A 24,582-nucleotide genomic window follows, 5' to 3' on the forward strand; every position below is an offset into this window, starting at 1 on the left:
CTCCCCTTTCAGGCTCAAGCTTTACTTCGCGACATTGCCCGCCACGTTGAGGGCGTCCCAGGTTCGGGCAAAGGGGGGCGCATAGACCAGGTCCAGCATCCCCAGGTCTTCGGTGGTCAAACCGCCAACGATGGCCGCCGCCAAAGCATCCACCCTAAGCACCGCGCCCGGTCCACCGGCCACCTGGCCACCCAACAGACGCTTGTCCTCGGTGCGGTACACCAGCTTCACCCGCAAGTCGCTCTGACCCGGTACATAGTTGGTGGTGTTCTTGTCATTGATCACCACGGTACTGTAAACCAGCCCCTGGGCCTTAGCCTCCTGCTCACTCAGTCCGGTTCGGCCTGCTTCCAAGCCCAGCACCTTGACCCCGGCACTGCCCAGGGTTCCGGGGAACTGCTTCTCCCTGCCACAGAGGTTTTCGCCGATCATCCTGCCCAGCTTGTTGGCGCTGGTGGCCAGAGGCAGATAAGCGGGACGGCCAGTCACTCTGTGAGTTACAGTGGCGCAATCCCCCGCCGCATAGACGCTGGCCAGGCTGGTGCGACCCTGGGGGTCGATGACGATGGCACCGTTGGCCAGGCGGTCAATGCCGGTGTCGGCCAGAAACTCGGTGGTGGGCTTCACCCCGGTGGCCAGGATCACCAGATCCGCCGGATACTGTCCCAGCTCCGACACCACCTGGCGCACCTGACCCTCCCCTTCCAGAGCGGTCACCGACTCGTTCAGGTGCAACTGCACCCCCTGGCGGAGCAGCTCCGCCTCCATCAGTTCGCTGATCTCGGCGTCAAAGGATTCGCTGAGCACCCGCTGGGCGCGCTCTATCACCCTCACCCGCTTGCCCTGATGCACCAGGGCCTCGGCCACCTCCAGGCCGATGTAACCGGCGCCGATGACCACCACGTCCTGCACCTGGTCGGATGCCAGCAATGGCTTGATGGTCAGGCCATCCTCCAGGGTCTTGAGGAAAAACACCCGCTCCAGATCCAGGCCAGTCACCGGAGGCGCCACCGGGGCAGCACCGGTGGCGATCAGCAGCTTGTCGAAGGACTGGGGAAAGCTGCGGCCCTTGGCCAGATCGGTCACCAGCAGGGTGCGCTTGGCCATGTCCAGTCGTTCGACACGGTGGCCAACGCGCAGATCGATGCCGGAATCGCGAAACTGCTCGACACTGCGCTCCGCCATAAACCCACTGTCATCGAAGCTGTCACCGATGTAATAGGGCAAGCCACAGGCGCCGAAGGAGACCACCTGGGATTGCTCAAAGACGATGATCTCCGCCTCAGGGTCGGTGCGCCTGGCCTTGGCGGCGGCGCTCATTCCGGCGGCTTCGGCGCCGATGATGACAATTCTCATACACTATCTTCCAAATAAAAGGCCGCCATGGGGCGGCCTTGATCCTATTCTTGGGCGGCTCAGGCCGACTCCAGATCCACGTCCAGTTCCTGCTCAGAGTTATACACCGACATGTCGGTCTGACCCAAGACCCGGCTGGTAACAAAACCGGCGGTCATGGCGCCATTCACGTTCAGCGCGGTACGCCCCATGTCGATCAGCGGCTCGATGGAGATCAGCAAGCCGGCCAGGGCCACTGGCAGATCCAGTGCAGTGAGGACGATCAGCGCCGCGAAGGTGGCACCGCCCCCCACACCGGCCACACCGAAGGAGCCCACCACTATGGTGGCGATCAGGGTAGCGATAAAGGTCGGGGTCATGGGATCGATGCCCACTGTGGGGGCGATCATCGCCACCAGCATCGCCGGGTAGATGCCGGCGCAACCATTCTGACCTATGGTGGCTCCGAAGGAGGCCGCCAGGTTGGCGATGCCATCAGGCACCCCCAGCCTCTGGGTCTGGGTCTGGATGTTCAGCGGTATGGTGCCGGCGCTGGTGCGGCTGGTGAAGGCGAAGGAGAGCACAGGCAACACCTTGCGCACGAAGGTCACCGGGTTGCCGCCGAAGAAGGTGACAAGCCCCAGGTGCACCAGGAACATCAGCCCCAGGGCCAGGTAGGAGGCGGCCACGAAGTTGATCAGGTTGAAGATGTCGGCGAACTGACTGGTGGCCAGCACCTTGGTCATCAACGCCATCACACCGTAGGGGGTCAGCCTCAGCACCAGGGTGACGATGCGCATCACCACCGCGTAGGCCACCTCCACGAAACGGTCGAAGCGCTCTGCCACCTCCGGCTGCTTGCGGTGCAGGCCCAGGCCAGCCACCCCAACGAAGGCGGAGAAGATCACCACGGAGATGATGGAGGTATCCCGGGCCCCGGTCATATCCAGGAAGGGGTTGGCGGGGATCAAGTTGACCAGGGTGGTGGCGATGGAGATGCCGGTGGCCGCGCCCTCCCGGGACATCAGGTAGGCGGCGCGATCCGCTTCCCGGGCCCCCTGGGTCAGCCCTTCCGCGGTCAGGCCGAACAGGTTGGCCACGAAGAAACCGATGAGGCCGGCGATGGCCACGGTGACCAGCAGAATCCCTATGGTCAGGCCGCTGATGCGCCCCAGGGCCTCGGCATCCTTGAGCTTAAGGATGGCGCTGATGATGGAGACCATCACCAGGGGCATGACGATCATCTTCAACAGCTGGACATAGCCCTTGCCGACGATATTGAAGTAGTCGATGGAGGTGATCAGCTCCGGAGAGTCCACTCCGTAGATCAGCTGCAACACCAGGCCGAAGGCAACACCCAGGCCCAAACCGGCAAACACCCTGTGGGTAAATTTCATGTGCTTCTGCTGCATGCGGTACAGCATCCACAACAGGGCCAACATCACCAACAGGTTGGCGACCACCAGTAGACTCATACTCTTTTACCTCGCCCCAACGGGGCTCTCTCTGCGAAATGTGAAAAAATTTGGTGCGATATTGTTCTTTAGACCCGGAATTCGAGGGATTTATTTCGGGCGGTAGTACAGGATACCCGAGGCCAAAAGCCCGGCTTTAGCACCAAAATGCATTGCATATAAGTAAAAGTTAATAAGAAGCCAGGGCACTCTGCAAACGGTGCAACAGCCCCTCACGAAGGGCGCCCCCCGCCAGTCTCAAGGCATCGATCTCCAGCAGCTCGAACAGGGCCAGCAAGATGGCCACGCCGGCGGCAAAGGGGATGCGCCGCTCCTCATCCAGCTGGGCCAGCAAAGCGTCGCTGTCCTGACACAGACTCTGACGCACCTGACGCAGATACCCAGGCGTCAAAGCATCCAAGTCGTGCCCCTGGGCCTGAGCCAGCTCAAACAGGGCACGGACCGTGCCAGAGACGCCAAGGCAATGCTGCCATCGCTGCGCCTTCAGCCGGGGCAGCTGTTCCGCCAGCCTGGCCTGCACCGCCGCATTGGCCGCTTCGAAGGCGGCTTCGTTGATCTCGCCAGAGAAGTAACCCTGGGTGTAGAGGACGCAGCCCAGATCAAAGGAGTGCTTGTAGTGGATCTGCCCCTCGTCTCCCACCACCAGCTCGGTGCTGGCGCCGCCGATGTCGATCACCAGGGCTTCCCCCTGAACCGGGGTGGAGGCGCGCATGCCGGTGTAAATAAGCTCCGCCTCCTCATCGCCAGAGATCACTTGGATGGCATGACCCAGCAGAGGCTCGGCCCGGTCGCAGAACGCGGCACCATTGGCGGCGCAGCGCAGGGCGGCGGTGGCCAGCACGGCCACCTGGGCAGGCTGAGCCTGGGCCAGGATCTCGCCGAACCAGGCGAGGCAATCCAGCCCACGTGCCTGTGCCTCAGGGGAGAGGCCGCGCTCATCCATCCCTTCGGCCAGACGCACCTTGCGCTTGTGTTTGGCGACGATGCGAGGAAGAGAACCCGGCACGGGCTCGGCCAGGAGCAGATTGAAACTGTTGGACCCTAGAGTAACGGCGGCCAAAAGGCCGCCGTTGCTGGTATTAACGCTTGTCATGTCGACGCTGACCGGAGGAGCGGTCACGTCCGCCGGGGCGCTTGCCGCCGGTGTTGGTGCGGCGATGGCGCTGAATCCGCTGAGGCCGTTTGAGATCGCTCAGCAGGGCGTCAGGGTCATAGCCGGTCACCGGAACGGAGTGACCGATGTAGGCCTCGATGTCCGGCAGGTTGAGGGCGTACTCTTCACAGGCAAAGCTGATGGAGGAACCTTCGGCACCGGCACGACCGGTACGACCGATGCGATGCACGTAGTCTTCGCAATCATCCGGCAGGTCGTAGTTGAAGACATGGGTCACGTCGGAGATGTGCAGGCCACGGGCCGCCACGTCGGTGGCCACCAGGAAGTCGAGCTGGCCGCCTTTGAACTGCTCCAGGATGCGCAGACGCTTCTTCTGGGGCACATCGCCGGTCAGCAGGCCGACGCGATGGCCATCGGCCTCCATCCAGCCGTGAATGTCTTCACAACGGTGCTTGGTGTTGGCAAAGACGATCGCCTTATCGGGCCACTCCTCCTCGATGAGGGTCAGCAGCAGCGGCATCTTTTCCTTGTTGGAGGGGTAGAACAGCTCCTCCTTGATGCGCTTGGCGGTCTTCTGCTCAGGCTCCACCTCGACGTGCACAGGATCGTTCATGTGCTCATAGGCCAGCTCCTTCACCTTGAAGGAGAGGGTGGCGGAGAACAGCATGTTACGACGCTCTGCGGCAGGAGGCATGCGGCGGAAGATGTAACGGATATCACGGATAAAGCCGAGATCGAACATCCGGTCCGCCTCATCCAGCACCATCACCTGAATGGCGTTGAGGTTGTAGACCCCCTGCTTGAGGTAATCGATCAGCCGGCCGGTGGTGCCGATGAGGATATCGGTGCCCGCCTGCAGCTGATTGCGCTGGGCGTCGTAGCCCTCGCCGCCGTAGACCAGGCCCATCTTCAGGCCGGTGCTCTTGGCCAGGGGCTCCGCATCCTTGTGGATCTGGATAGCCAGTTCCCGGGTTGGAGCCATCACGATGGCGCGTGGACTCTTGCCGTCGTGCTGTTCTGGCACAGGGCGAGTCATCAGTTCATGGAAGGTCGCCGTCAAAAAGGCCAGGGTCTTTCCGGTTCCGGTTTGAGCTTGACCGGCAATGTCCTTGCCGCCCAGCACGATAGGAAGGGAGAGGGCCTGAATCGGCGTACAGTGGGTAAACCCGGTCTCCACCAGAGCGTCAGCCACCTCTTTGGTGAGTGGCAGGTCGGTGAAACGGGTGTCAGTCAAGTGTGTTTTGCTCATGGTTGGAAAGCATACCGGATGCGCTTGCATTAGAAAACGTGATCCAGTCAAATATTACCGATTCTGTTGCCCTGTTCGAAACTCGATCCTCCGAGGTCCGGTCTGAAGAGGAAATGCCCCGGAAACAGAGCCTGTCCGCGAAAGCGGCACTGGCGCGCACATCTTCTGTGGCAGGGAGTAAATCCCAGCAGAAACCGACACAAACAGTGCCCCGGTGAAGATTTACACACTTTTTTAGCCGCCGGAGGCTTGAAAGCCCAGGCAAGGAGCCCAAGATCGCAACCATGGCTCCGAACCGAGCTATCACTAAACGGAGTAAACAATGAGCGATAAGATTGTACAGCTGACCGATGACAGCTTTGACGCTGACGTACTGCAATCCAGCAAGCCTGTGCTGGTCGACTTTTGGGCGGAGTGGTGTGGTCCCTGCAAGATGATCGCCCCGGTCCTGGATGAACTGGCGGAAGAGTATGGCGAGCAGATCGTCATCGGTAAGGTCAACGTGGACCAGAACAACGCCACCCCGGCGAAGTTCGGCATCCGCGGCATCCCTACCCTGCTGCTGTTCAAGAATGGCGAGCTGGCCGGCACCAAGGTTGGCGCGGCTTCCAAGACCCAGCTGAAAGAGTTCATCGACTCTCATCTGTAATGGGATCCAGCCCAGGCTTCGGCCTGGGTTTGCCCCGCCTCTCTCACAAAGCCGTAAAATCCCCCAGGGACACTGGACGCCTTTTTCCTTTAGTGCTAGTTTATTAGCCAACACTTGCCTGCCTGAATCGGCTCCTGCCCTCGGGCACTCCCTTAATATTTCAAATAATTTGTAATGAAAGCGTGGGCATCAGCCGCACGCAAACAACCACAAAGACCCTCCCATGAATTTATCTGAACTTAAGCAGAAACCCATTTCCGAGCTCGTTGCCTTGGCAGAGTCCATGGGCCTGGAAAACATGGCTCGCGCCAGGAAGCAAGATATCCTGTTCGCCGTACTCAAAGCCCACGCCAAGAGTGGCGAAGACATCTTCGGCGGTGGCGTCCTGGAGATCCTCCAAGACGGTTTCGGTTTCTTGCGCAGCGCCGACGCCTCCTTCCTGGCCGGTCCGGACGACATCTACGTCTCCCCCAGCCAGATTCGCCGCTTCAACCTGCGTACCGGTGACACCATCGCCGGTAAGATTCGGCCCCCGAAAGAGGGCGAGCGTTACTTCGCTCTGCTTAAGGTCAACCAGGTCAACTACGACCGTCCGGAAAACTCCCGCAACAAGATTCTGTTCGAGAACCTGACCCCGCTGCACGCCAACGATCGTCTGCGCATGGAGCGAGGCAATGGTTCTACCGAAGACATCACCGCCCGGGTTCTGGATCTGGCCAGCCCCATAGGTAAAGGCCAGCGCGGCCTGATTGTGGCGCCGCCCAAGGCCGGTAAAACCCTGCTGCTGCAGAACATCGCCCAGTCCATCGCCTACAACCACCCGGACTGTGAGCTGATCGTACTGCTGATCGATGAGCGTCCCGAAGAGGTGACCGAGATGCAGCGCCTGGTGAAGGGTGAGGTTGTGGCCTCCACCTTCGACGAGCCCGCCTCCCGCCACGTTCAGGTGGCCGAGATGGTGATCGAGAAGGCCAAGCGCCTGGTGGAACACAAGAAGGACGTGGTGATCCTGCTGGACTCCATCACCCGTCTGGCCCGTGCCTACAACACAGTGATCCCCTCCTCCGGTAAGGTTCTGACCGGTGGTGTGGACGCCAACGCCCTGCACCGTCCCAAGCGGTTCTTCGGCGCGGCCCGTAACGTGGAAGAGGGTGGCAGCCTGACCATCATCGCCACCGCCCTGATCGACACCGGCTCCAAGATGGACGAAGTGATCTACGAAGAGTTCAAGGGCACAGGTAACATGGAACTGCACCTGTCTCGTAAGATTGCCGAGAAGCGCGTCTTCCCTGCCATCGACTTCAACCGCTCCGGCACCCGCCGTGAAGAGCTGCTGACCAGTCAGGATGAGCTGCAGAAGATGTGGATCCTGCGCAAGATTCTCCACCCCATGCAGGAGGTGGAAGCGATGGAGTTCCTTATCGATCGTCTGGCCATGACCAAGACCAACGATGAGTTCTTCACCGCCATGAAGCGCTCCAAGGGTTAAAGAACCCTCCATGAAAAAAGGCCGCTGATGCGGCCTTTTTTGATCCCGGGTCAATCCCTCGACTGAGCGGCATCCCGAACGAACTCTCGAACCGATTCCACCAGCCAGGCAGGTGCCTGATGGCCAGGACGCTGCAACATGTGGAACCCTGGCATCTGTTCGCCGAAGTTGTGCTTGACCACCACCCGGCGCAGCTCTTCCGGCAATCGTTGCACCCGAATGCCGTACACGGAGCGCAGGAAACCCACCGCCTGACTGCCACAGACCACAGACAGATTCTCTGAGTCCGCCACCATCTCCACCAGCTCCGCCAGACTGTTTACCCGAGCCTCCACCAGCACCTCCTGCCCCATGGCCCGGGCGGTACGTTGCAGCAGGTCCTCTTCCGAGTTCACCTCGGTCATCTCGGTGACCACCTGGGGGTAGCTCATCAGCGCCTCCAGAGTCAGCGGCGCTTCCTGCCAGATGTCGTGACCGGCGCAGCCCACCAGGTAACTGGCCTGATTCTCCGCCACCAGTTCACTGCCCATCTTGGGGTAACCGTGGGCGGAACAGAATACGCCGATGTCCACCTGGTTTCGCTCCATGTCCTCGATAACTCCGGCGCCCCAGGTGCGGGTCACCAGGTCGATGCTGGCCTGATGTTCGTGACAACTGTAATTCAGATGCTGGGTGAGCCCGGCACGCAACGGGGCCGGCACACTCAGCACCACCTTGAGCTTCTCCTGCTCTACAGGATGCAGCTGTCTGGACAAGGCTTTGGCATGCTTGAGCAACTGTTCCATCTCGGGAAAGATGCGGGTCGCCACGGGCGTGGCTTCGAAACCGTACTGGCGGCGAATGAACAGCGGGTCACCCAGGCTTTGACGGAGGGAAGCCAGGGCACGACTGACTTTGGAGGGCGGCACCTGCAGATGCTTGGCGACCGCTTGAGAGTTCAAGGTGCCATAGAGTCGAACAAACACCAGAATATTAAACAGGGTTAACTCACAAAGTTTATCCATTCCATATTCTTCAGACATGGTTAGCCCCTCGCAAAAAAGCTTGAATTTAAAATAGCATTAATTAGCCATAGTGCGCCACATAATTAAAGTTTTAAATTGAGAGTTTTATAATCCTGTTATCCGTTTTCTGAAACCGGCTCTTTCACTTAGTGCATTTGACTCCTTGGGAAACCTTAAAAAAGCCGGTTTTACGTAGAATTACGATAATCATAATGACCTATTGCACTTATTCACATATAGAAAGCCAGGAAACCGAAAGACAACTATGTAATTATCCGATTTTCGCAGAATACTTTTCCTAAAAATGGAAATATTTTCCAGATCAAAAAATGGGTCGGTTTTATTTATTTGCACGATTTAAATTGATCGCAATCAAGTAATTTCTATTATTTAAATGGAGATAATAATAACCAAGAAAGGGAAACGCCCTTTTTAAATCCAGGAGGATATTATGAGCTTCGGTACTTTCTTAACTGTCGTTATACCTTATCTGTTCCTGTTCTTCGTTCTGTTCGTTGCCCTGCCCTATATCGCCTCTGCGATTGTTGTCGGCATGTATGAATATCTGACTCAAGGACGGAAGCGGGAGGTGAAAAGCACTGCCCCCCGCCACATCAACCACCAACACTGAACACCCTGGGCGCCCGCAAGGGCTCCCGCTCTCCCCGGAGGAAATTATGAGAGATCGATGCCTGATTTCGATCCTGGTCAGCTGCGCCCTGATGCTTGGGGTGCAGCCCCTGGCCCAGGCGGCAAAAGACCCATCCGCTCAATGCCTGCGCTGCCATAAGCGCAATGGCACCATGGAGGGAGTCCACGCCTCCATCGGCAGCAAGGGGCTGGCCTGCACCAGCTGCCATGGTGACAAGGGACAGCATCCCAAGAACAAAACCCCAGTGATCACCTTTGGCCCGGACAGCGTCACCGATGTCACGGTACAGAACCAGCGATGCGCCCGCTGTCACAAGCCGGGCAAGCTGAGGGCCGAAGACTGGACCCATGATGTGCATCAGAAGGTGCTGAGCTGTGCTGCCTGCCACCAGCTGCATCCAGGCCAGGATCCCATCCGGGGCATCGGCGAAACCCAGCGCACCCAGCTGTGTGTTGACTGTCACGGCGCCCGTAAGGCTAAGGAGTCACTATGAGCCTGACCAGACGAGATTTTCTGGGCTGTTCCGCCCTGTGCGCTGCCGCCGCGGCGGTGGGCATCAGCGAGGCAGGCGAGTCCTCTGCTCAAGGGAAAAACCTGGCCCTGATTCACGATGAGACCAAGTGCATCGGTTGCCGCGCCTGCGAGCAGGCCTGCCGTGAAGTCAATCAGGTGCCCGAAGGCGTCAGCCGCCTTAAACTGAACATCGATGGTCCCTACCACAAAGAGGACCAGCCCTATTACGTCTTTACCCGTGAGAGCTGCCAGCACTGCCAGGATGCCCCCTGCATCAGTGTCTGCCCCACAGGCGCCGCCTTCCGTGATGAGGCCACCGGCATCGTCGATGTGGACCCCTTCAAGTGCGTCGGTTGCCAGTACTGCCTGGCCGCCTGCCCCTACCGGGTCCGTTTCATCAACCCAGTCACCAAGGCCGCCGACAAGTGCGACTTCTGCCGCAAAACCAACCTGGCCCAGGGCAAACTGCCCGCCTGCGTCGAAGCCTGCCCCACAGGGGCACTGACCTTTGGTGACCTCAACGATCGCAACAGCGAGCTGGTGTCGGTGCTGCGCAGTGCCCGTACCGTCCGCGACAAACTGGACCTGGGCACCAACCCCAAACTGTTCCGCATCCCCAGTCAGAAGCCGGGAGTCCTATGATGAGCAACTTAGACAGCGTACTGCACTTCGACACCCTGGTGTGGCACTGGCCCATCGCCATCTACCTGTTCCTGGCCGGGGTCTCCGCCGGGGCCACCCTGGTGGGCATTCTCACCAAGCGTAAACTGGAAAACAAAGGCCTGCCGGCCCACCACAGCGGCATCGTTCAGGGCGCCGCCGCCGTCGGTCCTCTGGCGATCATGGTCGGCCTGATGCTGCTGGTGTTGGATCTGACCAAGCCATTGGAGTTCTGGAAGATCATGGTGTTCTACAACCCCACCTCGGTGATGAGCCTGGGGGTGATCGCCGCGTCGCTTTACATCGGCGTGCTGCTGGTGTGGCTGCTGATCGCCTTTGCCGGCCCGCTGCAGAAGCTGGATGTGGCCCTGCCCAGATTCGTCAAGCTGGTGAACTGGCTGTGTCGCCATGCCCGCCCCATAGAGAACACCCTGGCACTGCTGGCGATCATCCTGGGCGCCTATACCGGATTCCTGCTGTCCGCCCTCAAGGGCTATCCCATGCTGAACAATCCGATTCTGCCCATCCTGTTCCTGGTGTCCGGGGTCTCCTCAGGCATCGGCGCCTCCATCCTGATGAGCCTGGCGCTGTTCAAGCACAAGCCCACCGATGAAGACATCCACTATGTGCACCACCTGGAAACCCCTGTGGTGATCACCGAAGCCTTCCTGCTGTTCGCCTTTTTCATTGGGCTGGCCTTTGCGGGAGGACAAAGCCTGGTGGCCGCCAAGGTGGCGCTGGGCGGAGGCTTCTGGTCCGCCATCTTCTGGGGACTGGTGGTGGTCGGCGGCATGCTGGTGCCCGCCGCCCTCAATCGCTGGCTGCCGGAGCGGATCAAACAGAGCAATGCCATGGTGGTCACCAGTTGCCTGCTGACCCTGGTCGGGGTGTTTGCCCTGCGCCACTTCGTACTCTACGCAGGCCAGATGACCGTGGCCTGATCCAACAACCAATAAGGGAAATGATGATGAAACCTAGACTCATGCTGTTGGCTGCCTGCCTGGCCTGGCCCCTGGCGGCCCAGCCCCTGGCGGATATGCACAGCGAGATGTCCGGCTGCGAAAGCTGCCACGCCGACGGTGTGCCCAGCAGCGATCTGGTCCATGAAAACCAGGCCTGTACCCAGTGCCACGGTACGCTGGCCGAGCTGGAGGGGGAGACCCATCAGGCTCATCAGGGAAACCTGGAGTGCGCCGACTGCCATCAGGTCCATGAAGACACCGACGCCAGCGACAGCTGCGACAACTGTCACCAATAGCACCACCGGGGGCTGGGGACCCGATGGAGCCCCAGATGAGCCAGGAAGGCTCTGTCTTTCGAGACTCTCATCCAATTTGGCCACCCTCAGGGTGGCCCTTTTTTATCTTGAGTCAATTAAGCCAAATGCAGAATGGGAAATCGAGGACTGCCCAATAAAACAAACTTTATAAATCAGTTAAATCCAAATATGGTGAAATTCCGAAAGTCACACTGACACTTTGCAAAAATTAAAATTACGCAATATTCAATCTACAGAAATGTCAGGCTCACCGCCTTGGCGGAAATGCCTTAAAATCGAGTGATGAGTTTCCCTTTTAGATCCTACTCTCTGTGATTCTTTCCCTCTGGCCCTTCACTTTCCCGGGCTGAGGTGGCTCACAGCAATCCGAAACAAAAAAATGCCCATGATGACTAGAAAGGTAGATTGAATCCGCAACTTCAGAACAAGTGGCCGCAATTAGTGTAAACACTCCCCTGTGCGCAGAGAATAAAAAAGGGAGCAGATGACTGCTCCCTCTGAAAAATATCTGACTGTCAGGGGTGTTCCTGGGCGTCGATGGCAGACACCACCAGTTTGGTTCCCTCGACCCGCACCACCTGAACCTTGGCACCGGGCTCCAGGGTGCCGCCACCCTCGGTACAGGCCAGCCAGCTGCTGTCCCCCAGCTTCACCCTTCCGTCCTGAGCGGTCACCTGGGTCATCACCACGCACTGGCTGCCCACCAGGGCTTTGGCCCTCTGATTCAGGCCGCTTCGCTGACGACCCAGCTTGTCGCGGCGACGCTGATACAGGTACCAGGCCAGGGTAAACAATACCGACAGGGTGGCAAACAGCACCCATTGGTTCTCCGCCCGGATGTCGCTGAGTCGTGCCACCACACTGGTGGCCATGGCCGCCCCGCCTATCCACAGCAGATAGCCGCCGGAGCCGAGCAGCTCCATGGTCAGCAACACCAGACCCAGGATCAGCCAGTAGGTGGCGTTCATGGAGAGGAAGAGATCGATCACGACTGTTTCCTCACGGTTTCAATCAGCTCGGTAATGCCGGCAACGGAGCCCGCCAGGTTACTGCCCTCCATGGGCAGCAGCACCAGCTTACTGGAGTCGGCGGTGCCTATGTTGGACAGCGCCTCGGTGTACTTCTGGGCGATAAAGTAGTTGATGGCGTTCAGATCGCCCTTGGCGATGGCGTTGGATACCGTGGTGGTGGCGTTGGCTTCCGCCTCCGCCTGACGCTCCCGGGCTTCCGCCTCGAGGAAGGCCGCCTGCCGCTCACCCTCGGCCCGCAGAACCGCCGCCTGCTTCTCACCGTCCGCCTTGAGGATGGCGGACTGCTTGACCCCTTCCGCTTCCAGGATCTCGGCCCGCTTGGAGCGGTCCGCCTTCAGCTGGGCATTCATCGCTTCGATCAGCTCCCGTGGCGGGGCGATGTCCTTGATCTCGATGCGGGTGACTTTCACCCCCCAAGGCTGGGTGGCCGCATCCACCACCGCCAGCAGACGGTCGTTGATCTCATCACGACGTGACAGCATCTCATCCAGCTCCATGGAGCCGAGCACCGTCCTCAGGTTGGTCATCGCCAGGTTCTGGATGGCATTCTCCAGATGGTTGACCTCATAGGAAGCCCGGGCCGCGTCCACCACCTGGATGAAGGTCACCCCATCCACGGTGACGTTGGCATTGTCCTTGCTGATCACCACCTGGCTGGGGATGTCCAGCACCCGCTCCATCATGTTGACCTTGTCGCCGATCTGGTCGACGAAGGGCACAATCAGGTGCAAACCGGGTTTCAGGGAGGTGGTGTAGCGGCCGAAACGCTCTACGTTCCACTCATACCCCTGGGGCACGATCTTGACCGCGGTAAAGACCGCCACCAGGGCGAAGACCACGAAGATGATGCTGGGGCCCAGCAGTTCGATTAGAAGACCTAAGTCCATCTCTCTTCCTTATCTCAATGGGTTGTAGGCGGCGACAGCCGGCCCTGGGACCAGTATACTGTCGGGCAATGATGTCATGACCACTTTCGGGAATGATTGCAGTCAGCAATGTAGAGACTATCGCATGAAATTCAGGGATATACGAGAGTTCATCAACCACCTCGAACAGGCTGGGGAGCTCAAGCGGGTGACTGAACAGGTGGATCCCCATCTGGAGATGACCGAGATCAGCGACCGGGTGCTGCGCAGCGGCGGCCCCGCCCTGCTGTTTGAGAACGTCAAGGGCAAACAGATGCCGGTGCTGGCCAATCTGTTTGGCACCCCCAAGCGGGTGGCCATGGCCCTGGGCCGGGAAGACAGCAGTGCCCTTAGGGAAGTGGGCGAACTGCTGGCCTTCCTCAAGGAGCCCGAGGTGCCCTCCGGCTTCAAGGACGCCATCTCCAAGGTGCCCATGTTCAAGCAGGCACTGAACATGCCGCCCAAGCGGGTCTCCAAGGCTCCCTGCCAACAGGTGGTGATCAGCGGCGACGACGTGGATCTGACCCAGCTACCGATCCAGCACTGCTGGCCAGGCGACGTGGCTCCCCTGGTTACCTGGGGCCTGACCATCACCAAGGGCCCCAACCAGAAGCGTCAGAACCTGGGGATCTATCGCCAGCAGCTGCTGGGCAAAAACAAGCTGATCATGCGCTGGCTGGCCCACCGGGGCGGCGCCCTGGACTACAAGGATTTCCAGGAGAAGCACCCGGGTGAGCGCTACCCGGTGTCCGTGGCCCTGGGCTCGGATCCTGTCACCATCCTGGGGGCGGTGACCCCGGTGCCCGACGCCATGAGTGAGTACGCCTTCGCCGGCCTGCTCCGCGGCGAGCGCACCGAGGTGATCAAGTCCATCAGCAACGACCTGGATGTGCCCGCCCACAGCGAGATCATCCTCGAGGGCTATCTGGAGCCCGGTGAAGAGGCCGACGAGGGCCCCTATGGTGACCACACCGGCTACTACAACGAGGTGGAGCGCTTCCCGGTGTTCACCGTCACCCACGTCACCATGCGCAAAGACGCCATCTACCACAGCACCTACACCGGCCGTCCACCGGATGAGCCCGCCATGCTGGGTGTGGCGCTGAATGAGGTGTTTGTCCCCATCCTCAAGAAGCAGTACCCGGAGATCGAGGACTTCTACCTGCCGCCGGAAGGCTGCAGCTACCGGATGGCGGTGATCACCATCAAGAAGCAGTATCCCGGCCACGCCAAGCGAGTGATGATGGGGGCCTGGAGCTTCCTGCGCCAGTTCATGTACACCAAGTTCATCATCATCTGCGACGACGACGTCAATGCCCGGGACTGGAACGACGTCATCTGGGCCCTGACCACCAGGGTGGATCCCACCCGGGACACCCTGATGGTGGACAACACCCCCATCGACTACCTGGACTTTGCCTCGCCGGTGGCGGGACTGGGCTCCAAGATGGGCATCGACGCCACCAACAAGTGGCCGGGCGAAACCGACCGCGAGTGGGGCGAACCCATCGTCATGGATGATGAGGTCAAGCGCCGGGTGGATGAGCGCTGGGCGGATCTCGGCATCGATTAGCCCCATCGAAAATATCCTACTGCCGCCCTGGGGCATCACTGGCCCCGGAGACGGCGTTCGCGCTACAATGCGCCGCAAAACCGGAATAAGAATGAGAACTCAATGCAAAGGATAAGCTGTAACATCGCCTCGGTGACGCCCCTGTGCGACACCGTGTTCAAGGTCATTCTCACCCCACAACACCCTGTCCAGTTCAAGGCCGGTCAGTACCTGACGGTAATCATGGGCGAAGAGGACAAGCGCCCCTTCTCCATCGCCTCCAGCCCGTCGGACACCAGCCAGTTGGAGCTGCACATCGGCGCCTCGGTGGCGGAAAGCTACGCCATGCAGGTGATCGAGCGCCTGCAACAGAGCGACAACATCGAGGTGGAGCTGCCCTTTGGCGACGCTTACCTGCGCCAGGAGAGTGATCGCCCCCGCCTGCTGGTGGCCGGCGGTACCGGTTTCTCCTACATCAACGCCATCATGGACACCCTGATCGCCCATGGCGACACCACCACCACCTTCCTCTACTGGGGATGCCGTAACCGGGATGCCATGTACCTGGCAGAGAAAGCCAACGCCTGGGCAGAGCAACTGCCCCACCTGACCTTTGTGCCGGTATTTGACCAAGCCGAAGAGGGGGCACGTCAGGGCACGGTGATCGACGCCATCTGCAGTGACTTTGTGGGACTGGGTGAATACGACATCTACATTGCCGGCCGCTTCGAGATGGCCGGGGCCGCCCGTGAGGCGTTCCGCCAGCATGGCGTCGATGAGGCTCACCTCTATGGCGATGCCTACGCCTTTATGAAATAGGCCACAGCCCGAACCAAAAAAACACCGCCAGATGGCGGTGTTTTTTTATCTGTTCAGAACTCAATATCAGCTGATGGCGTAACTGGCCACCACGCCGGTGAACAGTGCCAGGCCCGCCCAGTTGTTGTTGAGGAACGCCTTGAAACACTGGGCCCGGTCTCGGTGGCGAATCAGCCAGTGCTGATACAGGAACAGGCCGGCGATGGCCGCCATGGCGGAGAAGTAGGGCCAGGGCAGGGCCAGGCGGAACCCCAGGGTCAGCAACAACCCAAGACAGGTCAGCTGCAGCAGGGCGATGATGCCCTTATCCCAGTCACCAAACCAGATGGCGGTGGAACGAATCCCCACCTTGAGGTCATCCTCCTTGTCCACCATGCCATACATGGTGTCGTAGGCTACGGTCCAGCACCAGTGGGCCAGGAACATGATCCAGGCTTCCAAAGGCACCGCGTTGGTCTGGGCGGCAAAGGCCATGGGGATCGACCAGCTCCACACCACCCCCAGCACCATTTGCGGACCGGGAAAGAAACGCTTGGTGAAGGGGTAGATCACCGTCAGGGCGATCCCGACGAAGCTCATCATGATGGTGAGGGTATTGAGGGTCAGCACCAGGGAGAAGCAAATAAGCCCCAACACCACGAACAGTGCCAGTGCCTCCCAGGGCTGCAGTTCACCGCTGGCCAGGGGGCGCCCCTTGGTGCGCTCCACATGGCCATCCAGATCCCGGTCAGCGTAATCGTTGATGATGCAGCCGTTGGCCCGGGTCAACCAGACACCGATGAAAAACACCAGCAGGACCCGGGTTTCCGGCGCCCCGTCGTGGGCCGCCAGCCAGATGGCAGACAGGGTGGGCCAAAGCAGCAGGAAGGTTCCTATAGGGCGATCCAGCCGGGCCAGCCTCATATAGGGGCCCAGGCGATCACGCATAACAGCTAGCATCATCCGTGCACGGTCTCTCAAGAGTTCAATTGCGGCCATTATGCGTGATCCAGATCAGATTTTACAGTGGGTTGCTAACCGCTGAAGTTGAATCTCTGCAGTTGATTCTGCAGGGATGCCGCATGATCCAACAGGGCCTGACTCTGTCCGGCCACCTGCTGAGCCTGGAGCTCCACCTCACTGCCGGACTCATTGGCCCGGATCAGGTTCTGGTTGATCTCCTCCGCCACGGCACTTTGCTGCTCCGAGGCGGTGGCGATCTGGCCAGCACGGTCGTTGGCATCGCGGATGCGGCTCACCACCTGTTCCAGTTCCAGGGCCATCGCCTTACTCTCGGCGGCACTGTCGCTGGCCAGGGTGGTGCAGCTGCCCATGGCTTCCACGGACACCATGGCCCCATTCTGCAGTGTCTCGATGGTGCTCTGTACCTGGGAGGTGGACTCCCGGGTGCGGGCCGCCAGACCCCGCACCTCATCGGCCACCACGGCAAAGCCTCGGCCCTGCTCACCGGCCCTGGCCGCCTCGATGGCCGCATTGAGGGCCAGCAGGTTGGTCTGTTCGGAGATGCCGTTGATCACATCGGTGATCTCACTGATCGCCTGCACCCCCTGGTGCAGTTCGCGGATGCGATCGGCACTGGCACCGACACTGGCTGCCAGGTCATTGATCCGCGCTTCGGCCTGGTGCATCCGCTGCTGCCCCTGCTCGCTGCTGGCGCTGGCGGCATGGGTGGTGGTGGCGGTTTGCTCGGCGTTATTGGCCACATCACCGATGGTGTGACTCATCTCATTGACCGCGGTGGCCACCTGCTGCAGCTGAGACTGCTGCTCGATAATTGAGTGACGGCTGGCCTGGGCCGAATCCGCCAGGGCCAGCGCCTGCTCCTGGGCATCGGTGGCGGTGCGCTTCACTTGCGACAACACAGTCACCAGAGACTGGCGCATCTTACCCAAAGCCTGAGCAAGATGACCCAGTTCATCCTTACGGTCATGCAGGTGGCTGTCCTTATCACTCAGGTCGCCGTCGGCCATGGCATCACAGGCCACCTCCAGCTCGTGGATGGCGGTGGCGATGTCGCGGCGGACGAAGTGACTCACCAGTTGGGTGACGGCGGTGGCGATCAGCGACACCCAGATCAGCCTGATCACCAGATCCCAGAACAGGGCCTGACCGCTGGCGTGTTCTATGCCGGCGCCAATGATCCAGTTCCACTGGTTGTCACGGACCACATAGGCCGTTTTCTCCACCGGCTGACCGTCAGCGCCCTTGAGGTGGTAGGTCAAGAAGCCCTGTCCCGGCCCTCGGCCCAGATTCACCATCTCCAGCCAGAAGGGGGAGCCTTCAACGTCGGTTTCCCGGGTGATGTCCTGACCTAAGGTCTCTGTTTTGTGAGGGTGGGCCAGCAGTTTGCCGTCGGTGTCCAGCACCCAGAAGTAGTGCTTACCCTCGAATCTGAGTTGGGTCAAAGCCGCCAATGCCTGTGACTTGGCTTGCTCTTCTCCCAATTGAGCCGCCTGCCCCTGATAGAAGGTCACCAGAGAGTGCGCCTGATCCAGGTGCCCCTTGAGGGCCTGATCCGTGGCATCGTTGATGCGGCTTTTGAGGAGGTTGGCGGAAAAGATAAGCAGCCACAGGGTGGCAATGATGGAGAGAATGACCAGAAGCCACAGCTTCTTGCTGATAGAAATTCGTTTCAGTAACAGCACTTTAACTTCTTCCTTGAGAAACGTGTAACCGCAAAATACACGCTTCTCAAGGTGGGGCACTGATCTGGATCACGACTGTAACAACTTCGGTGTGATCCCCGCCAAGCCTCTGAGTTTATCGTCACTCAGATCTACCCCGGCGCGGCGACTCTACAGCCAGCGGCGCTGGCCATAATCCAGCGTGGGCTGGACGCTGAATCGACCATGGCGGTCTTTACGCATCACCTTGTCAAAGCCTTGCTTGTCCAGCTGCACCAGCAACTGATGATCCCCGGCCTCAAAGTAGACCCTGTCCTGATCCGCCAGGGCATCATCCACCACCACCGGCAGATTGTAGGCCTGACCCAGGGCAGGCAGGGCACCGAACTGGCAATCGGGGAAGCTTCGGGCCGCTTCCACCTCCTCCATCAGGCTGAACTCCCGCTCCATGATCTCGCCCAGGCGCTTGAGGCGAATGCGGCGATCGGCGGGAAGCACCGCCATCAGGTGGCGCCCCTCATGATCTTCCAGCATCACGGCCTTGGCCACCTGCTGCTTGGGGATGCCGGCGCTGATGGCGGACTGCAGGGCTGACTCGGTGTAGGGGTGTGACACCACCTTAAAGGGGATGCCTTGTTGATTCAGGTATTCACTGACGCTGATAGCAATGCCCATAATCCATCCTCCTCACCAAGAAAGAACCTCAGTGTAAGTGTAGGGGTTATGGGTCCTGGAGGCGTAGTTTTGCGGCGAACTTTGTGCGAGCCGGGGGCGGGCCGCCGCCCCCCTGTGCGCCACCAGTGAAGCGCCCATAAGCGCAAGATGTTATGCGGGTTGTAGCCTGGCGTAAGCCACCACCAGCCACTTGATCCCTTGGCCGTCGAACGCCACCTGTACCCGACTCTGGGGACCGGTGCCTTCGTAGTTGATGATCACTCCGTCGCCAAACTTGGGGTGCTTGACCCGCTGCCCCAGCTTCAGGCCGGTGTTGTCGAAGCTCTCCTGGGTCCGGCTGAAGCGGTTGACCGCCTTGGCCTGGGTCACCTGGGTCTGAGGACGAATCTGCTCCAGGTACTGTTCGGGGATCTCACTGAGGAAGCGGGACGCCTTGGCAAAGGTCTCCCGACCGTAGATGCGGCGGCTTTCCGCATAGGTGAGGTAGAGCTTCTCCATCGCCCGGGTCATGCCCACATAGCAGAGGCGACGCTCCTCCTCCAGGCGGTCCCCCTCCTCCACCGCTTTCTGGCTGGGGAACATCCCCTCCTCGACGCCACAGATGAACACCAGGGGAAACTCCAGGCCCTTGGCGGAGTGCAGGGTCATCATCTGCACCGCATCTTCACTGTCGCTGGCCTGATTCTCCCCCGCCTCCAAGGCGGCGTGGGCCAGGAAGGCGTTGAGATCGCTCATCTCATCCGCTTCCTCGGGCTTCTCGAAGGTGCCGGCGGCGGTCACCAGCTCCTGCAAGTTCTCCACCCTGGCCTGGCCCTTCTCGCCTTTTTCCTGCTCATACATGGTTTTCAGCCCGGAGTGCTGAATCACATGGTCGGTGGCCAGCTTCAGGCTGAGATCCTCGGTCTCATCCTCCAGCTCCTCCACCAGGGACATGAAGCCGCGCACCGCATTGGCCGCCCGGCCTGAGAGGGCTTTCTCGTTGAGCAGTTGCTGGCAGGCGCGCCACAGGGAGAGCCCATGCTGACGGGCGGTGGTGCGCAGTATGTCCAGGGTACGGTCGCCGATGCCCCGTGCCGGGGTGTTGACCACCCGCTCGAAGGCGGCATCGTCACCCCGGTTGGCCACCAGGCGCATGTAGGAGAGGGCGTCCTTGATCTCCTGGCGCTCGAAGAAGCGCAGCCCGCCATAGATGCGGTAAGCCACCTGCTGATGCAGCAGCGCCTCCTCCAACACCCGGGACTGGGCGTTGGAGCGATAGAGCACGGCACAGTCGGAGAGGGCGCCGCCCTGCTCCAGATGCTGCCGGATGCGGCTGACAATAAAGCGCGCCTCCTCCAGCTCGTTGAAGGCTTGGAACACCGAGATCAGGTCGCCATCCCGTCCTTCGGTCCACAGCTCCTTTCCCATGCGCTCGGCGTTGTTGGCGATCAGGGTGTTGGAGGCGGCCAGGATGTTGGCGGTGGAGCGGTAGTTCTGCTCCAGGCGGATCACCTGGGAGCCGGGGAAATCATCCAGGAACTTGGACAGGTTCTCCACTTTGGCGCCGCGCCAACCGTAGATGGACTGGTCGTCGTCGCCGACGATCATCACATTGGTGGTGTTGCCCGCCAGCAGACGGATCCAGGCGTACTGGATGGCGTTGGTGTCCTGAAATTCGTCCACCAGCAGGTGGCGGAAGCGACCCTGGTAGTGAGCCAGGATATGGGGGTGGTTCAGCCACAGCTCATGGGCACGCAGCAGCAGCTCGGCAAAGTCCACCAGGCCGGCCCGATCGCAGGCGTCCTGATAGGTGGTGTAGATCCGCAGCAGGGTCTGCTCCATGGGGTGGTGACTGGCATCGATGTGCTTGGGACGCAGCCCGTCATCCTTCTTGGCATTGATGTAACCCATGGCCTGACGGGGAGGCCAGCGCTTCTCATCGAGATCCAGGCTCTTGAGGATGCGGCGAATCATCCGGTACTGGTCATCCGCGTCCAGGATCTGGAACCCTTCCGGCAGCCCCGCTTCCTGATGATGGGCCCTGAGCAGCCGGTGCGCCAGGCCGTGGAAGGTGCCGATCCACATCCGGTTCATGGGCCCCCCGACCAGGGACTCAATCCGGCCGCGCATCTCCGCCGCCGCCTTGTTGGTGAAGGTCACCGCCAGGATGGCGAAAGGACTCTCACCCTGATCATTGAGCAACCAGGCGATGCGATGGGTCAGCACCCGGGTTTTGCCACTTCCGGCCCCGGCCAGCACCAGCACGGAGCCCGGCGCCGACTCCACCGCCGCCCGCTGCTTTTCGTTGAGCGAGTCGAGAAGGGGGTGAGAGTGTGCTGCAGTCATGATGGGGCTCCGGGGACAAAAAAGGCACTATACCAAAAACACTGAATATTTAACCAGTACTCAGAGGGGCAATTGTAACAGTTGCTCCAGTTGACTGAAGCTGAAGGTGGGCAGGCTTTGCCCCATGGGTCTGGCCGCCTGACCATAGGGCGGGGTCAACCAGCCACTCTGACAGCCAACCCGGTTGGCACCCTGAATGTCTGCTCTGGGGTGGTCGCCGATGTGCAGCAGAGCATCCGCGGGAATACTCAGCCGCTCCAGGGTGGAGAGGAACAGATCCTTGTCCGGCTTCATGCGGCCATCTGGACCGGCGTGGACGCTGAACTGAAACGGCGCATCCGGCCAGAAGCGCGCCAGGCTGGCGTTGCCATTGGTTATGGCCACCAAGGGGCGCCGCTGAGCCAGAGTCATCAGGACCCGCTTCACCTCTGGCGCCAGGTGGATTTGTGAGCGCCACTCCAGGAAGTTGGCCATGGCCCCGTCCGCCAGCTCCTGGGCTTCACACGGCGGTGCACCCAGAATTTTCAGCCCTGTCTCCAGGGTGTAATGACGCAGCTTGGTGGTGTCGTGCCTCAACTCGGGCTGTGACAGCAGCACCTGCAGCTTCTGCTCGCGCCACCAGGCGGTGTCGGCGGCCTTTGAGTGAAAATGGTGCCCCAGCCAAGCCATCAACCGGGACTCCGCCGCCAACAACACCGGCTTGTTGTTGTACAGGGTGTCATCCAGATCAAAACTGATGGCTTCGATGGGGCAGAGGCGGCGATAAAACTTCATGGGGGATCCACAGTCGGAGGCTCGTTGGACTTAGCATATCTTGCCCTTTTCAGGCCCCCAACCAAAAAAAGGCCAATTGAATGAAATACCCCGGCGAATAAGCGGGTCTTATAGATGACTGTCCTGTCTGTTCATCATTTCATCCTTAGCCGGGGTGCCTTCGGGCCCCCGTTTTTTTTGCCCATGAGACAAAAGGTCGGCCACATCGTCCAGGTTGGGACATTGTGTCCATGAGGCGCTGTTATTTTAGGTCATCCCTTCCCCTTTACATGATTTGGTGTTGATCCAACTCTAAGAGCAAAGAGGGCGCGATTGAAAAACCGTGAACCCGACTGAAAAAATGGACCCATTCGGTCTCGCTTTTCTTGTCAGGAATTCACTCACTATGCGGTTACACCCCCTGTCCTGGGCCATCGCCTTCGGCCTGTGCTCCCCCTTCGCCACAGCCCAGTCTGATCAGTTTTTCAATGTCCAGGAGGTGATCGTCGTCTCCGGTGATGCCCCCGCCCCCCAGCAACTGGCCACCACCAGCTTCAGCATTGATCAGCAACAGTTGCTGGATCAGGGAGTGGTGACCCTGGATCAGGCCCTGGCGACCCTGCCAGGCGTCTACGTCCGCACCGGCGGCGAAGGGCGGCCCAGGGTGGATATGCGTGGCTTCAAGACCCGCCATGTGCTGCTGCTGGTCAATGGTGTGCCGGCCAACTCCAGCTATGACGGCCAGTTTGACCCCAGCCTGATCCCCGCCGACCGCATCCAGGAGATCCAGGTCTCCATGGGCGCCGGATCTCTGCTGTATGGCACCGGCGGCAATGCCGGGGTGATCAATGTGATCACCCGTACCGGCGGCGATCAGCAGGCCCTCTCCGCTCACGCCGGACTGGGCAATGATGACCGCTGGCAGGCGGGCGCCTCGGTGGCCACAGAGAGCAAGCAGGGCGATCTGCTGCTCTCCTACTCGGGTCATGGTCAGGATGGCTTTCCCCTGCCCGATGACTTTCAGCCTGCACCCGAAGAGCAGGGCGGCCTGAGAGACAACAGCGACAACCGCAGCAACAGCCTCTACGGCAGTGGTCACTGGCAACTGAGCGATGATACCCGCCTCGGCCTGACCGCCGAATATGAAGAGGCTGAGTGGGGCAAGCCTGCCCGCATCGGTCGGTTGGCAGACAGTAAGGTGAAGTATGAGCGGGTGGACGATCTGGAGAAGGGGGGAGTCCAGTTGACCTTCTCCCATCGCCTGGGAGAGATGGGTGGTCTGCGTGGCTTCGCTTACTACAACTGGCAAGACAAGTTGGAAAACCGCTTTAACGACGCCGACTACCAGGATCTGAAACAGACCAGTGATTCCAAGGCGGTCAACCAGGGGGTCAACCTGCAGTGGCTGCTGCAGGGCGATCACCACCTACTGACCGCCGCCGCCATTCTGGAGAACCAGCAGTACCAGGGAACGGTCACCAAGCTGGCCGGCTCCGGGGGCAGCAACAAGAGCGTACCCGCCCTCGCCGGCGGCAACGGCTCAGGAGGTGGCACAGGCGGCGGCACAGGCGGCGGCACTGGTGGCGGTACCGGTGGCGGTACCGGTGGGGGTACCGGTGGTGGTACTGGCGGCGGCAGCGGTCAGTCCAGCATCACCCAACTGGACGAAAGCCAGAACCTCACCAGCCTGGTGATGGAGTATCAATGGCTGGCCGACGGCAACTACGGCGCCACCCTCTCCGCCGGCTGGCATCGCAGCGATCTCGAAGAGAAGAACCGCTACTCCGCCCTGGCCTCCGGTTACTACCTGATCGATCCGGACACCAGGCTGTTCGGTTCCGCCAATAGAAAAGTGCGCTTCCCCACCCTGCGTAACCTCTACGAGGGCAGCGGTGCCAACCCGGATTTGACCCCGGAGACCACGGTTCAATTTGAGGTGGGCATCAGCCAACAACTGACCGCCGCCACCAGCTGGCAGCTCTCCCTCTATCATACCGATGTGGACGATTACATCGAGAAGGACATGGAGGATGTGTATCGCAACTATGCCGAATACCGTTTCCGCGGAGCCGATCTGTTGCTGAGCAACCGCAGCCTGGATGACCTGGATATCGATCTCAGCTACAGCTATCTGGATGCGGAAAACCGCGGCGAGGACGACCAGAACCGTGAGCAGTTGCAGAACCGTCCGACCCATATGGTCAAGGTCAGCCTGCTGGCTCGGCTGCCCTGGGCATTCAAGGCGCGCCTGGACGCCCAGCGGGTGATGGACCAGGTCTACTACGACGCCAATGGTCCGGTGGATGTTGAAGACTACAGCCTGGTGGATCTCAGCCTGAGTCAGCCCCTTCCCTGGGATGGGCTCTCCTGGCAACTGACTGCCACCAACCTGCTGGACCAGGAGTATGAGCAGAGCGAAGATCTGCCGGCGGCGGGTCGCCAGTGGATGCTTAGCCTGAGGGGCAGCTTCTGACCCGGG

Annotated in this window: 22 protein-coding genes; 10 read left to right on the forward strand and 12 right to left on the reverse strand. The window is 60.3% G+C overall.

Annotation, left to right across the window (positions count from 1 at the left end):
* Positions 1 to 21: 21 nt before the first annotated feature.
* The 4 genes from QUE41_RS19965 to rhlB all read right to left on the reverse strand — a co-directional run bounded on the left by QUE41_RS19965 (position 22) and on the right by rhlB (position 5,173).
* Complete coding sequence (locus QUE41_RS19965; protein WP_286340703.1) at positions 22 to 1,356, reverse strand: CoA-disulfide reductase; 1,335 nt, start codon at positions 1,354 to 1,356, stop codon at positions 22 to 24.
* Between the two features lie 59 nt (positions 1,357 to 1,415).
* Positions 1,416 to 2,810, reverse strand: a complete 1,395-nt coding sequence (locus tag QUE41_RS19970) for an L-cystine transporter (RefSeq protein ID WP_286340704.1) — start codon at positions 2,808 to 2,810, stop codon at positions 1,416 to 1,418.
* Between the two features lie 169 nt (positions 2,811 to 2,979).
* The gene (locus QUE41_RS19975; RefSeq protein WP_286340705.1) at positions 2,980 to 3,903 is read right to left on the reverse strand and encodes a Ppx/GppA phosphatase family protein; all 924 of its coding nucleotides are present in this window, start codon (positions 3,901 to 3,903) and stop codon (positions 2,980 to 2,982) included.
* Complete coding sequence (rhlB, locus tag QUE41_RS19980) at positions 3,890 to 5,173, reverse strand: ATP-dependent RNA helicase RhlB (protein ID WP_286340706.1); 1,284 nt, start codon at positions 5,171 to 5,173, stop codon at positions 3,890 to 3,892. Before rhlB ends, QUE41_RS19975 begins: the two co-directional genes overlap by 14 nt.
* A gap of 322 nt (positions 5,174 to 5,495) precedes the next feature.
* On the opposite strand from rhlB, the gene trxA reads away from it, so the two are divergent.
* Complete coding sequence (trxA, locus tag QUE41_RS19985) at positions 5,496 to 5,822, forward strand: thioredoxin TrxA (RefSeq protein WP_028107862.1); 327 nt, start codon at positions 5,496 to 5,498, stop codon at positions 5,820 to 5,822.
* A gap of 223 nt (positions 5,823 to 6,045) precedes the next feature.
* The gene (gene rho, locus QUE41_RS19990; protein ID WP_286340707.1) at positions 6,046 to 7,311 is read left to right on the forward strand and encodes a transcription termination factor Rho; all 1,266 of its coding nucleotides are present in this window, start codon (positions 6,046 to 6,048) and stop codon (positions 7,309 to 7,311) included.
* 50 nt (positions 7,312 to 7,361) lie between these two features.
* On the opposite strand, the gene QUE41_RS19995 is transcribed toward rho, so the two are convergent.
* Positions 7,362 to 8,315, reverse strand: coding sequence for a LysR family transcriptional regulator (locus tag QUE41_RS19995; protein ID WP_286340708.1), 954 nt, complete (start codon positions 8,313 to 8,315; stop codon positions 7,362 to 7,364).
* Positions 8,316 to 8,766: 451 nt separating this feature from the next.
* Here QUE41_RS19995 and QUE41_RS20000 point away from each other — a divergent pair, with 451 nt between their 5' ends.
* The 5 genes from QUE41_RS20000 to QUE41_RS20020 are packed head-to-tail and all read left to right on the forward strand — an operon-like array spanning position 8,767 to position 11,398.
* Complete coding sequence (locus tag QUE41_RS20000) at positions 8,767 to 8,946, forward strand: hypothetical protein (protein WP_286340709.1); 180 nt, start codon at positions 8,767 to 8,769, stop codon at positions 8,944 to 8,946.
* Between the two features lie 46 nt (positions 8,947 to 8,992).
* Positions 8,993 to 9,460, forward strand: coding sequence for a cytochrome c3 family protein (locus QUE41_RS20005; RefSeq protein WP_286340710.1), 468 nt, complete (start codon positions 8,993 to 8,995; stop codon positions 9,458 to 9,460).
* Complete coding sequence (locus QUE41_RS20010) at positions 9,457 to 10,122, forward strand: 4Fe-4S dicluster domain-containing protein (RefSeq protein ID WP_286340711.1); 666 nt, start codon at positions 9,457 to 9,459, stop codon at positions 10,120 to 10,122. The genes QUE41_RS20005 and QUE41_RS20010 overlap by 4 nt, the downstream gene beginning before the upstream one ends.
* On the forward strand, positions 10,122 to 11,081 hold the full coding sequence (gene nrfD, locus QUE41_RS20015) for a cytochrome c nitrite reductase subunit NrfD (protein ID WP_502875912.1): 960 nt from the start codon (positions 10,122 to 10,124) through the stop codon (positions 11,079 to 11,081). Before QUE41_RS20010 ends, nrfD begins: the two co-directional genes overlap by 1 nt.
* Before the next feature lie 26 nt (positions 11,082 to 11,107).
* On the forward strand, positions 11,108 to 11,398 hold the full coding sequence (locus QUE41_RS20020) for a cytochrome c3 family protein (protein WP_286340713.1): 291 nt from the start codon (positions 11,108 to 11,110) through the stop codon (positions 11,396 to 11,398).
* A gap of 536 nt (positions 11,399 to 11,934) precedes the next feature.
* On the opposite strand, the gene QUE41_RS20025 is transcribed toward QUE41_RS20020, so the two are convergent.
* Together QUE41_RS20025 and QUE41_RS20030 are read right to left on the reverse strand one after the other, a co-directional pair.
* Positions 11,935 to 12,408 carry an NfeD family protein gene (locus tag QUE41_RS20025; protein ID WP_286340714.1) on the reverse strand — a complete coding sequence of 158 codons (474 nt, stop codon included), beginning with the start codon at positions 12,406 to 12,408 and terminating at the stop codon, positions 11,935 to 11,937.
* Positions 12,405 to 13,337: an SPFH domain-containing protein gene (locus tag QUE41_RS20030; RefSeq protein ID WP_286340715.1), complete on the reverse strand. Its 933-nt coding sequence runs from the start codon at positions 13,335 to 13,337 to the stop codon at positions 12,405 to 12,407. Before QUE41_RS20030 ends, QUE41_RS20025 begins: the two co-directional genes overlap by 4 nt.
* 124 nt (positions 13,338 to 13,461) lie before the next feature.
* Between QUE41_RS20030 and ubiD the strand changes: the two genes are divergently transcribed.
* The gene (gene ubiD, locus QUE41_RS20035) at positions 13,462 to 14,928 is read left to right on the forward strand and encodes a 4-hydroxy-3-polyprenylbenzoate decarboxylase (RefSeq protein WP_286340716.1); all 1,467 of its coding nucleotides are present in this window, start codon (positions 13,462 to 13,464) and stop codon (positions 14,926 to 14,928) included.
* 102 nt (positions 14,929 to 15,030) lie between these two features.
* Positions 15,031 to 15,726 carry an NAD(P)H-flavin reductase gene (gene fre, locus QUE41_RS20040; RefSeq protein WP_286340717.1) on the forward strand — a complete coding sequence of 232 codons (696 nt, stop codon included), beginning with the start codon at positions 15,031 to 15,033 and terminating at the stop codon, positions 15,724 to 15,726.
* 66 nt (positions 15,727 to 15,792) lie between these two features.
* Here fre and ubiA read toward each other — a convergent pair whose 3' ends face one another.
* The 5 genes from ubiA to QUE41_RS20065 all read right to left on the reverse strand — a co-directional run bounded on the left by ubiA (position 15,793) and on the right by QUE41_RS20065 (position 22,124).
* Complete coding sequence (ubiA, locus tag QUE41_RS20045; RefSeq protein WP_286340718.1) at positions 15,793 to 16,653, reverse strand: 4-hydroxybenzoate octaprenyltransferase; 861 nt, start codon at positions 16,651 to 16,653, stop codon at positions 15,793 to 15,795.
* Between the two features lie 86 nt (positions 16,654 to 16,739).
* The gene (locus QUE41_RS20050; RefSeq protein WP_286340719.1) at positions 16,740 to 18,371 is read right to left on the reverse strand and encodes a methyl-accepting chemotaxis protein; all 1,632 of its coding nucleotides are present in this window, start codon (positions 18,369 to 18,371) and stop codon (positions 16,740 to 16,742) included.
* Between the two features lie 150 nt (positions 18,372 to 18,521).
* Positions 18,522 to 19,025 (reverse strand): aminoacyl-tRNA deacylase, encoded by a 504-nt coding sequence (locus QUE41_RS20055; RefSeq protein ID WP_286340720.1) that lies wholly within the window; start codon positions 19,023 to 19,025, stop codon positions 18,522 to 18,524.
* 150 nt (positions 19,026 to 19,175) lie between these two features.
* Positions 19,176 to 21,350 (reverse strand): DNA helicase II, encoded by a 2,175-nt coding sequence (uvrD, locus tag QUE41_RS20060; RefSeq protein ID WP_286340721.1) that lies wholly within the window; start codon positions 21,348 to 21,350, stop codon positions 19,176 to 19,178.
* A 60-nt stretch (positions 21,351 to 21,410) separates the two neighbouring features.
* A complete protein-coding gene (locus QUE41_RS20065; RefSeq protein WP_286340722.1) occupies positions 21,411 to 22,124 on the reverse strand; it encodes an HAD-IA family hydrolase in 714 nt (237 codons plus the stop codon).
* A 385-nt stretch (positions 22,125 to 22,509) separates the two neighbouring features.
* Here QUE41_RS20065 and QUE41_RS20070 point away from each other — a divergent pair, with 385 nt between their 5' ends.
* Positions 22,510 to 24,576: a TonB-dependent receptor gene (locus tag QUE41_RS20070; protein ID WP_286340723.1), complete on the forward strand. Its 2,067-nt coding sequence runs from the start codon at positions 22,510 to 22,512 to the stop codon at positions 24,574 to 24,576.
* Positions 24,577 to 24,582: the final 6 nt, after the last annotated feature.

The organism is Ferrimonas sp. YFM, from assembly GCF_030296015.1.
Classification (GTDB): domain Bacteria; phylum Pseudomonadota; class Gammaproteobacteria; order Enterobacterales; family Shewanellaceae; genus Ferrimonas.

Coding starts and splice junctions, on each gene's coding strand:
- QUE41_RS20005 (WP_286340710.1), top strand. CDS start 8,993: ATGAGAGATCGATGCCTGATTTCGATCCTGGTCAGCTGCGCCCTGATG.
- uvrD (WP_286340721.1), bottom strand. CDS start 21,350: ATGACTGCAGCACACTCTCACCCCCTTCTCGACTCGCTCAACGAAAAG.
- fre (WP_286340717.1), top strand. CDS start 15,031: ATGCAAAGGATAAGCTGTAACATCGCCTCGGTGACGCCCCTGTGCGAC.
- QUE41_RS20010 (WP_286340711.1), top strand. CDS start 9,457: ATGAGCCTGACCAGACGAGATTTTCTGGGCTGTTCCGCCCTGTGCGCT.
- ubiD (WP_286340716.1), top strand. CDS start 13,462: ATGAAATTCAGGGATATACGAGAGTTCATCAACCACCTCGAACAGGCT.
- QUE41_RS20030 (WP_286340715.1), bottom strand. CDS start 13,337: ATGGACTTAGGTCTTCTAATCGAACTGCTGGGCCCCAGCATCATCTTC.
- QUE41_RS20020 (WP_286340713.1), top strand. CDS start 11,108: ATGAAACCTAGACTCATGCTGTTGGCTGCCTGCCTGGCCTGGCCCCTG.
- QUE41_RS19965 (WP_286340703.1), bottom strand. CDS start 1,356: ATGAGAATTGTCATCATCGGCGCCGAAGCCGCCGGAATGAGCGCCGCC.
- rhlB (WP_286340706.1), bottom strand. CDS start 5,173: ATGAGCAAAACACACTTGACTGACACCCGTTTCACCGACCTGCCACTC.
- rho (WP_286340707.1), top strand. CDS start 6,046: ATGAATTTATCTGAACTTAAGCAGAAACCCATTTCCGAGCTCGTTGCC.
- QUE41_RS20070 (WP_286340723.1), top strand. CDS start 22,510: ATGCGGTTACACCCCCTGTCCTGGGCCATCGCCTTCGGCCTGTGCTCC.
- QUE41_RS20065 (WP_286340722.1), bottom strand. CDS start 22,124: ATGAAGTTTTATCGCCGCCTCTGCCCCATCGAAGCCATCAGTTTTGAT.
- trxA (WP_028107862.1), top strand. CDS start 5,496: ATGAGCGATAAGATTGTACAGCTGACCGATGACAGCTTTGACGCTGAC.
- QUE41_RS19970 (WP_286340704.1), bottom strand. CDS start 2,810: ATGAGTCTACTGGTGGTCGCCAACCTGTTGGTGATGTTGGCCCTGTTG.
- QUE41_RS20000 (WP_286340709.1), top strand. CDS start 8,767: ATGAGCTTCGGTACTTTCTTAACTGTCGTTATACCTTATCTGTTCCTG.
- ubiA (WP_286340718.1), bottom strand. CDS start 16,653: ATGCGTGATCGCCTGGGCCCCTATATGAGGCTGGCCCGGCTGGATCGC.
- QUE41_RS19995 (WP_286340708.1), bottom strand. CDS start 8,315: ATGGATAAACTTTGTGAGTTAACCCTGTTTAATATTCTGGTGTTTGTT.
- QUE41_RS19975 (WP_286340705.1), bottom strand. CDS start 3,903: ATGACAAGCGTTAATACCAGCAACGGCGGCCTTTTGGCCGCCGTTACT.
- QUE41_RS20055 (WP_286340720.1), bottom strand. CDS start 19,025: ATGGGCATTGCTATCAGCGTCAGTGAATACCTGAATCAACAAGGCATC.
- nrfD (WP_502875912.1), top strand. CDS start 10,122: ATGAGCAACTTAGACAGCGTACTGCACTTCGACACCCTGGTGTGGCAC.